This window comes from Micromonospora sp. NPDC005806 (assembly GCF_042871425.1).
In the GTDB taxonomy this organism is placed as follows: domain Bacteria; phylum Actinomycetota; class Actinomycetes; order Mycobacteriales; family Micromonosporaceae; genus Micromonospora.
In genome coordinates this window covers 62,530-72,665 of sequence record NZ_JBIAIL010000036.1, presented here as the reverse complement: position 1 = coordinate 72,665, position 10,136 = coordinate 62,530, and the positions used below count along the sequence as shown (strand labels likewise).

Below are 10,136 nucleotides of genomic sequence, written 5' to 3'. Positions count from 1 at the left end.
GGCGGCGCCACCAAGCCCGAGCTCGACGAGCCCACTACACCCGACGGCTCAACCTCGAACTTCAACCATGATCCCGAACGGCGGCTGCCGTACTAGCGCTCGCCGAGAGCACACCCCCAACCGGTCAGCCGGACATCCACGTCGACGAACGAGCACTCCTGCGATAGGGCGAATCGCGGGCACGACTGGCCCCGCTCATGACGACGACAAGCTGCCGTAGGCGGTCGCATCACCTCCTGAGCGAGGGGCGGCCCCGACGCCGACGGCAACCGAAGGAACCTGCCGCTCTCCCTGCGGTGATTGGTGTTCAGGGCGTTCTTCGTTTCATCGGAGGTCAGCCAGGAGGTTGGGCAGGACGAATTCTTCGTGAACTGCCACGCCCCGCTCCGCCATGACAGGCCCCAGCCGAGGATCCCAGGGGGTCAGCGACGGATTGCCCGTAAGAGCGAGGACATGATCGTCATCGAGCCTTTCAACGGCTGCCAGGTAGTCATCGGCGAACATCTGCCACGGTTCAGCCCCGAGGTCCATGACGCGGGCGGCGATGGCAACCCCGGGCCAGTCGAAGTCGCCGTGGTACCGGAGGGTATTGCCCTGGTGGACCATTGTTCGTATCAGTCGGGTTCCGACGATCGCAGGATTGCCAGACAAGCACAGTAGCGGCATCTCGGAACGCGTACGGGCCGCAGCCTGCAATACCTGCGGGTTCTCACAGACGGAGATGGCCTGTCCCCGCGGCGCCAGCGATGCGGAACCCGCTACATCGAGTTCATGCAGTGTCAGGTGAGTCACGAGTCCCAGGTCCGCCCGGTCTCGCATCATACGCGACCAACCGTCCGTACCCGGTGGACGGATCTGCCACGCAAGAACTGTTCCGGACAGCGAGTCGGTAGCAACCCGGAGCGCTTCCCACAGCTCCCTGCGGTCGGCCGCGGTCTCCGGAGCCGGCCGCTCAAGAGCATGAGCCGCGGCTCGCAACAGAACGCCAGCGGCCAGCGTGGTCTCGTCGAAGCCGTGCGCGGTGCCGGTAACCTCACTGGCCAAAGCGCCGAGTTCGCGGATGGACTGCGGTCCCTCGGCTCCCTTCAGCAGGATCCCGAGTCCCGCCACGGCGTGGGACAGGGCGCGGTCGGCGGCAACGGTCCCGGCTCGGGTGAGAATGCCCGAGCGACGCAGACTGTCGATCCAGTCCGCGACCCACGGCGCATCAGCCAGCCCGGCCTCGGCGAGGGACGAATCCAGCCGCCGCCACACTTCAGCCCATTCCGCCTGGATGCTGTCGCGGGCGCCAGCGCGGTCGAGGACTGGGCGACCGTCGAGGATCTCGATCACAGAGACCAAGCCGCGGCCACCGTCGGAGCCACGCAGCGCCGCATCCAGGTCGGCCAGACTGATCCGACGCCGGGCTCCCGCGGCGACGGTGCGTCCGAGCAGCCCGGAGAGTCGATCCGCACCGATCTGGTCGAGGTTGACGGAGACGGTACCGGTCGGCTGCAGGCGGTTGCGTTCCAAGCGGGCGCGGACTGCCTGCCACATCGGCGCCAAGTGGGGCGTTGCCAGGTACTCGCGCAGCTCAGGCGGGAGCGCACCAGGGCCGTTCATGCGGCGCGTAGGAAGTGTCGGGTGCGCCCGTCCCAGTGCACGTGCGCGGTGGCGGCTGGAGTTCCCTCTTCGCGGCAGATCTCGTAAATGTCGAGCGAGGGCACTTGGGGAACGCAGCCCCAGAGCGCGTGCCCTGTCATGGCGAAGTCGACGTCGAGGCGGACGAGCAGGCCTAGCAGCTCCGCGATGGTTTGCTCGTCCACCTTGGCGAACGCGTCGTCGAGCAGGATGAGCCGCAGCGCCGTGTCGGTGTTCTCGAGGCCGGACAAGTAGGCGTCGACCGCCGCGAACAGGGTCACGTACGACACGAAACGGGTTTCGCCTTGGGAGAGTTTCGCCCGCCGACTGATCCGTCGTTCCCTGCCCTCTTCGGGACCGGTGATGATGACCTCGACGGTGTGCCAGGCGCGGTAGTCCAAGGCGGCGCGCAGGTGGACCGCGTACCCGGCGGTCGGGTCTCTGGTCGCCTCGGCCGCGACCCTGCTGGACAGCAGATCCGTGAGTTCGGTGTCCTGCGCGGCGGTACGCACAGCGGCGGCGGTGCTGACGAGGGTTCTGATCCGCACGATGTCGCTGCCCGCCTCCTCAGCCAATTTCCAGGTGAGGCGGACGCCGATACCGTGGCTAGTTCGGATGGACTTGAGGCTGGCGTTCATCGCGGTGATGAGAGTGGTCGCCTGGCCGAGTCGGCGACGCAGTTCCTCCCCTACTTCGCCGAGGACGAACCGGTGGAAGACCTGGTGCTCGCGTTCGGTGAGGGCGGCGCGACCGACCTCGCACTGCCGCTCGATCTCCATCGCGGCGAGGGCCAGCGGTCGGCGGCCGTCGGCGTCGATCAGCTCGAACAGCCGGATGCCAGCCACCACGGTCGCGGCAACGTCGTAGCTGCCGGATATCTCGCGTTCGAAGGCCTGCTGGGCGCGGAACAGGGCGTTCTCGTCGGATCGGCCCGCGCGCAGCGCCGCAGCGACGGCGGCGGACTCAGCCGCGACCGCTTCCGGCGCGAGGTCGGTGAAGACGTCACCGGGGGCGGCAGTGAACGCCGTGTCGACGATGCCGGGCTGGTTGAGTTGATCCAGCACCGCGGTCACGCGCCGTCCCAATCCGGTACGGCGTTCGCCGGCTCGCGTCGCTGCTGTCTCGGCTTCCGATCCGGCGGTTCCCGCGTCGCGGCTGAGGTTCTGCAGGGCGACCGTGCCTTCCCGAATGGCGTTCCTGATCTTCCTGAGCTGGGTTTCCGCGTCCATGACCTGGCGCTGCACCTCGGCAGCGGCGGTACCGACCGCCTCGGTCAGAGCGCGCAACCGCGTCTCGTCGTTCTGCCAGCTCTGCCAAGCTGCGGCCGCGTGTTTCTCGGCTTCGACCCGCCTGCCGGCCAACTTGGTGACGGCCGTGACCGAGTCCGCGTACCGCTGCATGAATTGCGCGACGTCTTTCGCTTCCTCGGTGACCGTGGCGCAATTGTCCGCGGCGGACCGTGCGGCCTCCTGCACCGCGCGCAACGAGTCTTCGTCGTCCGGAAGGCCGAACTCTGCACAGGCGAGGCGGTGTTCGCGGTCCTTCTCGGCCCAGGCTCGGGAGAGCTGGTCGGCCGTTGCTCGCAACCGTACGGCGTCAGCTGCGGTCCGAGCGGCCTGTCGAGCCCTCTCCCGGGCCAGGGTACGCGCCTGCGTCAGCGCCGCGGACCGGGGGGCGGTGCGGTGGTGATCACGGAGAGCGGTCCGGCGGGATTGCAGGTCGATGCGTTCGGCCTGCCGAAGCTCGGCTTCGTCGGCGAGCCGTTTCAGGTCGCGCTCGATGTCGAACAGCCGTGCTGCGCGCGCTGCTGCCCGTGCCGCGGCCCCGATGTGCCGCGCCGCGGGTACGGTGTGCCGGCCGCGAAGGGCACCGTTTCCCCAGCTGCCGTCGCCGCCGATCCAAGTGGTGACGGTGGGGTCGTCCAGCCCGATCCGGTCCAGGACAGCTTGAACCGCCGCGGCGGGCAGTGGGCTGGCCGGGTCGACGACGAGCACGGTGGACAGCGGTACGGGCACCCGCTCCCGTACCGGTGTCAAGAGCAGGTGGCCGGTGGTGGCGACGAGCCGGCCGGTGCTGTCCACGGTCGCGGTAAGCAGCCCCGAGGCCAGGAGGCCTGCCTCGAGACCGGCGCGCAGGTCCGCATCGGCTGCCTCGGCGAAGTCCAGGCATCGCCACAACGGCACGCCGTCGGTGCCGGTAACCCAGCCGGGTGCCTCGGGTTCCGGGTCGTGCTCGGCCAGGAGCCTGGCCTGCTCGACCGTAAGTGCCTCGGCCTGCTGCTGTGCCAGATGGTCGGCGTCGCGGAGGCGCTCCAGTGCTCGGTCCACGTGCGCGGTGGCGTCGGTGACGGCGTCGTCAGCCGCGCCGTCCAGCTCTTGCAGGTCGGCCACGTCCGTTCCCTCACCGCAGAGCGCCGTCCGATCGGTGATGATTCGGCGAAGGGCCGGAACCGATGCCCAGTTGACGGGCCCGAGGAGTTCCGCTGTGGTGTGGCTCTCGATCCAATTCCGCCACCGGTCGACGAGGGCGAGAGCCGCATCGTCACGATCCTCGGCGGCCTGCTCGGCGTCGGAGGTGGCCTCCGTGGCCCGCTCCTCAACTTCGGATGCCTTGTCGGCAGCCTGGTCCGCCTCTCGCCGCTGCTCCTTCAGGGAGCGTGCTTCGATCGCACGGTTGCCCGCCTGCGCGGCACGAGTGCGCGCGAGCTGTCCAGTCCGCTGTGCGGCGTCCGTCAAAAAATCCAAGTTCGCCGGTTCCAGTGCGAGAACGTCGGGAACCGGCGTGTCGAGGATGTCCGGCTCGGCAAGGCGCGAGGTCCGTACCGTACGAGGGGCGGCTGGTCCCGGCCGCCGGTCGGCACGCACCTCGGTGGGCAGCTCGTGATCGGTGATGCCGGCCGTGGCCAACCGTTTTCGGGTGTCCCGGAGCGTGGCGGAGATCCGGCCGGCGGCCCGCTCGACATCGCCGGCCAGGATGGCCGTGTCGGCAACGCGCCGCTCCTCCTCGCGGCGCGCTCCGTCTGCGGCCTTCAGCGCTGTGTCGGCTTCGCCGGCGCGGGCGTTCACCACCGCGCCGAGTTGCCCCAGTTCTTGTCCGCTGCGGTAGTCGTCGGAGTCGCGCAACCCGTCCAGGCGTGCTTCGAGGCCTTCGGCCTGCTGGTTTCGTTCCTCCAGGCGCAGCGTGTCAGCGGCGAGCTGCTCCTCGAGCTGAGCGGCGCGGTTCGCGCGCTCACGCGCGTCGTCCGCGGCCCGCCGCGCTTCCTCGGCGTCGAAGCGCAGGTCCCGCAGGGAGGTGGCGAGCACTCCGGTGACGTATTTTCGGTACGCGTCGAGGAACGTCCGCACCTGATCGCGGGCGGCCTCTAGCCGTTGCTGGTCCTCCCGGGTGCTGGTGAGCCCGTCGAGCTGCTGACCCGCGTCGGTCAAGGCCTCCTCGGACAGCGGCGGCAACGCGTCGGCCAAGATCGCCGGCAGGCGCCCCTCCTCGATGCGGTTGCCGACATCCGGGGAACGCAAGGTGTGCAGCAACTTGGTCAGGCCATCGAACCGCTCACGGCCGAGCTGCCCGGTAAGCCCGAACACTTCGGCGCGTACCCGTTCGCGGTGTTTCTCGGCGACGTCGGTGATGCGTTCCTCGGTGACGAGGTCGGCAAGGTCCCGTCGCGACAGCGGCTGACGATCGGCGCCCAGCAAGCGCAGCCCCGCCCCGACGCGCAGCGGCGTGGTGAAGTACCAGACCTTCGCTTCCTTGGTGCTGACTGCGAAACGGACCAGCGCCCCCAGGGTGAGGAACCGCGTGACCGGATCGCCGGACTCCGCGGATTCTTCATCGCAGCGCAGCTCCAACCACATGTAGCCGAGGCGGTTGGTCTGCTCGCCGGCGCCCGCACTCATCAGGTCCTCCATCTTGACCGACGAGCCCGTACCCATGTTGCGCCGATCCGCGTCCAGCAGGAACGGCAGCAGCATTTCCAAGGCACGGGACTTGCCGGATCCGTTCGAGCCACGCAGGATCAACCGGCCGCCGGAGATGTCGAAGGTGTTCTCGTAGTAATGCCACACGTTGACGAAGCCGGCACGCGACAACCGCCATCGGTACGGATACTGCCGCAGAGGGGTCCGGTCGAACAGGTCGGTCACGGCATCTCCAGTTCGAGCTGGTCGGCGAGGCGGCGCGCAGCGCGGGTCGGCGGTGCGGATTGAGGGCGCGGCCGGTAACGGGCAGCAGCGGGATGGACGACGATTCCCTCGGGAGTCGGCCGGGCAAGCCCCATGTCGGTGAGGACCGCGATGGCTTCATCGCGCAGTCCGATCGTCTCGCCCCAGGCTTTGGCGTGTCGGTTCGTCAGCGACGCAAGGGTCGCTTCGATCTCAGACCACTTCACCGCCAACCCCGGAACCGCCCGCCCGTCGTCGAGGGTCACGCTCGCGCCGGCCGTCGGCGTACGGGCGTCGATGAGCTCCCCGAGGAGCAGCAACGCGGCCTGCTTGACCCGGCCGCTGCCGGGGAAAGTGACGTCGGTCAGGCTGCCGGCCGTGTCGTAGGCAAGGGCGCCCTCGGCCCGGACCTCGAGCGTGAGGCCGAAGTTGTCCGCCAGCACCCGGGTCAGTTCGGTGCGTTCGCGCGACAACACATCTCGTTCAGCGTCGGTGAGGTCCTCACGGCGTACGAGAGGGTTCTCGACCAGCTTGCGTCGCAGGGACCGGCGCGGCTGGTCGGCGGTCTGCGGGTCCTCGGCCAGCAGGTCGTCGGCATGCTCCATGCCCGACAGCGGCCGCGCGAGAAGGTGTGGCAGTGCCGCCCGGTGCAGCGTCAGCAGGGCCTCGTCGCGGCGTTCGCCCCAGCCACCGGCCGTCCCGTCGGTTTCCGACAGCACGCCCCAGCCGATCAGATGACCGATCGCGGTCACCAACGCCCGGCGTTCCGGCAGCGTGTCCCCGATCCGGACGCCGATGGTGGCCGCGTCGGACCGCACCTGCTCGATAAGGGCCGAGATGAGGATCTGCTCCCCTGTGCCCGGTGCCAGCAAGGCGGCGCACAACAACGCCAAATGGGTGTACGTAACGGGGGTGAAGGCGCTGCCGTCGGCGCGGCGCGCGGGGCGTGCGGGTCCGTCCGCGCTGATGGGCCCCTTGGTGAGACGCGCAAACGTCGACTCGACAACGAGGTGGTAGCCCAGGGTGGTCTTGAACACGCTGCGCAGAGCCGGGGCATGCAGGCGTACGAGGGAAAGCTCCTCGGCGTGAGCGGCGGTCAGCAAAGGGCGAGCCAGCAAAGCCCTGGCCGCATCCTGCCGTTCCCGGGCCGACTGCGACGCCGTGCCGGTGGCGCCGCTCATGCCGGGACCGCCAGGCCGCGGCCAGCCGCGTGCAGGCGTTGAGCGACCAGAGTGACGTCATGGATGGTGACGGTGCCGTCGTCGCCCGTCACCACGGTGACCTGCCCACGGGCAGGCGTCATCCGAAGCAGTAGGTCGAGATCGGCATCGCTGTCCTCGGCTGCCATGCCGCCCGCGACCACGGCGGCGATCAAGCGCGACAGCTTGTCGAGCAGCAGGTCCCGGGCGGCACGGCTCAGCCGGCTGCGATGCAGGGCGCCCACGGCGATGAGCTCGGCCGCGGCAGCCCGCCGGGCTTCGTTGCGTCGCCGCGCCTGTTCCAGCAGGTGCTGGGCGTCGGCTCCCGGATCCGGGACTCGGGAGCTGCGGCCCCGGGCCGACCGGTCACCTCGCTCGCGCAGCGACACCGGTACGTCCACCGGCACGGCGTCCCACCACGACACGGTCGGCCCGGCGGCCACATCCGATTCCTCCGGCCCAATCAGTAGATGGCGCGCCGGGTAGGCGCCGAACGCGGCGTCGTACAGGCGGTGCGCGGTCTTACTGTCCGCGGTGTGGAACCAGCCGGCGAGCTTGAGCAAATCGGCGCGCCGGGACAGGCCGGTGCCGGAGGCGGTCAACATCCGGCGGGCGTTGGTGATGAGTTGTCCCAGGGCTTGCCGCGCGGCGGCGCGCAGCTGGTCAGGCCCGGAGCGCGCGTCGCCAGCGCCGTACCAGGACGCAAGCTGCTCCCACTCGTCGCGCGTACGCCCGGGCAGGCGCTCAACGTCCGTGCCCATGCCTTCGATGACCAGCACCGGCAGGTTGTCCAGCACGCTGTCGATCAGCTCGACCACCCACAGGAGCCGCTGCCGGATGAGCGGGGCGTTACGGTTGACGTCGGCGCCGATGAGATCGACGTAGTCGAGCAGCAGGCTTTTGAACTGGGCATATTCTTGATCGGCAAGGTCGTAGCGGGTGAGCACGCCCGCCAGGTAGGCGTAGAAGTCGGTGACCGACTCGGTAAAGACTCGATGGTCGGTGAAGACGCTGGTCACCGCGCCGGCGAGGGCCTCGCTGTCGACCGTTCGACGGGTGTTCGCCACCTGGTCCAAGATCTGTTGCAGGCTGTCGACAATGCGCGCGAGCAGTTCACGCGCCACCTCACGCGCGCCGTCGACAGCTCGCAAGATCTCCTCGGCCTCGCGGTGAAGGCGCCCACCCAGCTTCGAGACCTGGTATCGCGACCGAGACCGGTGATAGGCAGCGACGGTGGGCACGCGGGTCTCGCGAACCGAGCGGACCAGGTTGCCCCATTCCACCAGCTGCCGGCACCGACCCTCCACCGTGTCGGGCTCGAGGACGGTGCCCTGCTCCGCCAGCTGCGAAGCGATCTCGACGGCGGAGAGGTCGGCGAGCAGGGTTCCGGTGATGACCCGCATGATGGCGATGTAGTCGTCTGCCACCTCGGCAGTCAGGTACGAAAATAGGGCGCGCTGAGTCGACGTGTCGCGCGCGACCCGATGGTCCGAGGCCACCGGCTCGCCGGTCTCCTGATCGGTCATCGTCCTCCCCAGTACGGAATGACTGCACTTGGCCCCGACGGTAACGGAGGGTTCTGACATCCTCGTATGCCGAACCAGTCGATCGAGCAGCCCTGAATATTCGGTGGCGGTACTGGCTGGGCGGTCCAGCAGGCGTCACGGACCAGCGCGGTCTTCGGTGGTGGCGAGCGGGTGTGGTTGGCCGGTCATGGCAGTCAGCGCCGTAGCGACGGCTTGCAGGTCAGCCTTGATATACGTGGTGGTGGCCGGTCCAGTGGCGTCGGTGTGTCCGGCGTAGGCGCGGGCGATGCCGTAACCGAAGTGCCGCTCGACCCAGGTGAGCGTGGTGTGGCGAAGCCAGTGGGTGCTGACGCCCTGCGTGGCGACCCAGGGCAGGCGTTTCCCGAGGCGGGCCCAGAGGTGGTCGTAGCGGCGGCTCGTAATCGCCTGCCCGTTGCAGTAGCGCAACAGTCGATCGGTCGGCAGCACCGCGCCCCGGGTGCGGGCGTGTTCGTCGAGGTGGGCGGCGAGGTCGAGGGTGATCGGCTGCCAGCGCAGGGTGGCGCCTTTCTCGGTGAGCCGCACGAGCCCGCGGATGGTGTCCAGGTCGTCGAGGCGCAGCGCGAGGGCGCCGCCGCGGCGGCATGCGGTTTCGGTGTGTAGACGGAGCAGCAGGGCGTCGAGGATGACGTCGTTGCCGCTGCTGCGGGCGGCAAGGTTGATCTGCTCCAGTTCGGGTGGGGTGAGGGCGCGGCGGGTGCTGGGCAGCCGGCGGGGTTTCACCACTCGGTGCGCCGGGCTGGCGGCGGCGGGGAGGAACCCGTCGGCGATGGCCCGGTTGTAGATGGCGCGAGCGGCAGCGATGACGTGCTCGCCAGCGCGCCGGCCGCCGCGGCTGTTACGCCGCGACCGGGCGGTCGCGGCGATCTGCCGCTGCATGGCCTCGATGTCGCTGGCGACCACCGCGTCCAAGGGACGCTCACCCCAGGCAGCGGCCATGCGGGTCCAGTAGGTGCCATACGTGCGGCGGGCACCCGGCCGCCGCAACGACCCTCGGCAGGTACTCGGCCAGCGTCGGCAGGCTCGGACCGGAATGGGACTGGAGATCTGCGAGGGTGACGCCCAGATGGGCCAGCACCTGCCGGGCGGCGGCGACACGGGCGGGATCAGCCGGCACGAGGGCCTCCGATCACCTGGGCGTGCAGGTCGGCCAGCAGCCGCGCGACGGTACTGGCCGGGTGGATCACCAGCAGGTCGTGAGCGACCAGGGCGGCGAGCAGCAGCGGCTGCCCAGGCACGATCGCGCACATCTGCCGCGCGCTGGCCGGTAGTGGCAGCTCTCCTCGGCTGCCCACCACGTGCTCCCCTGCCCGCACTGATGCGATCACCAGCATCTGGTCCTGGGCGTTGATGGCGATGCGGTGGCCCGGGCCCCAGTGCAGCGCGCGCAGCAGGCCGCGTTCGGTCACCCGGCCGGAACGGTCCGGACGGGCCAGACTGATCAGGACCTCGGCCGGTGAGGCGTCTCCTGGCGGGCGTGGTGCGGGCAGCACCGGCATCGGCGCCGGGCGGGGTCGGGGTCTGTCGGAAAGCGGGGCCGGAATGAGCGCGCCGATGAGCTGTGCACGGTCGCGGCGGCGAGTTGGTGTCATGGC

Annotated in this window: 6 protein-coding genes; all 6 read right to left on the bottom strand. The window is 69.7% G+C overall.

The features are described 5' to 3' along the window. Positions 1–324: 324 nt before the first annotated feature. Positions 325–1,512, bottom strand: coding sequence for a TIGR02679 family protein (locus tag ACFYOS_RS28640; protein ID WP_387148195.1), 1,188 nt, complete (start codon positions 1,510–1,512; stop codon positions 325–327). Between the two features lie 86 nt (positions 1,513–1,598). Beyond that, positions 1,599–5,759 carry a TIGR02680 family protein gene (locus ACFYOS_RS28635; RefSeq protein ID WP_387148193.1) on the bottom strand — a complete coding sequence of 1,387 codons (4,161 nt, stop codon included), beginning with the start codon at positions 5,757–5,759 and terminating at the stop codon, positions 1,599–1,601. Next, complete coding sequence (locus tag ACFYOS_RS28630; protein WP_387148192.1) at positions 5,756–6,958, bottom strand: TIGR02678 family protein; 1,203 nt, start codon at positions 6,956–6,958, stop codon at positions 5,756–5,758. The genes ACFYOS_RS28635 and ACFYOS_RS28630 overlap by 4 nt, the downstream gene beginning before the upstream one ends. Continuing rightward, a complete protein-coding gene (locus ACFYOS_RS28625) occupies positions 6,955–8,502 on the bottom strand; it encodes a DUF2397 domain-containing protein (protein WP_387148190.1) in 1,548 nt (515 codons plus the stop codon). The genes ACFYOS_RS28630 and ACFYOS_RS28625 overlap by 4 nt, the downstream gene beginning before the upstream one ends. 135 nt (positions 8,503–8,637) lie before the next feature. Continuing rightward, positions 8,638–9,480: a tyrosine-type recombinase/integrase gene (locus tag ACFYOS_RS28620; protein ID WP_387148188.1), complete on the bottom strand. Its 843-nt coding sequence runs from the start codon at positions 9,478–9,480 to the stop codon at positions 8,638–8,640. Between the two features lie 167 nt (positions 9,481–9,647). After that, entirely contained in the window at positions 9,648–9,950 is a 303-nt protein-coding gene (locus ACFYOS_RS28615) for a hypothetical protein (RefSeq protein WP_387148186.1), read from the bottom strand. Between the last annotated feature and the right edge of the window lie 186 nt (positions 9,951–10,136).

Excerpts from the sequence above, each read along its gene's own strand:
- ACFYOS_RS28630 (WP_387148192.1), bottom strand. The coding sequence starts at position 6,958 with ATGAGCGGCGCCACCGGCACGGCGTCGCAGTCGGCCCGGGAACGGCAG.
- ACFYOS_RS28625 (WP_387148190.1), bottom strand. The coding sequence starts at position 8,502 with ATGACCGATCAGGAGACCGGCGAGCCGGTGGCCTCGGACCATCGGGTC.
- ACFYOS_RS28620 (WP_387148188.1), bottom strand. The coding sequence starts at position 9,480 with ATGGCCGCTGCCTGGGGTGAGCGTCCCTTGGACGCGGTGGTCGCCAGC.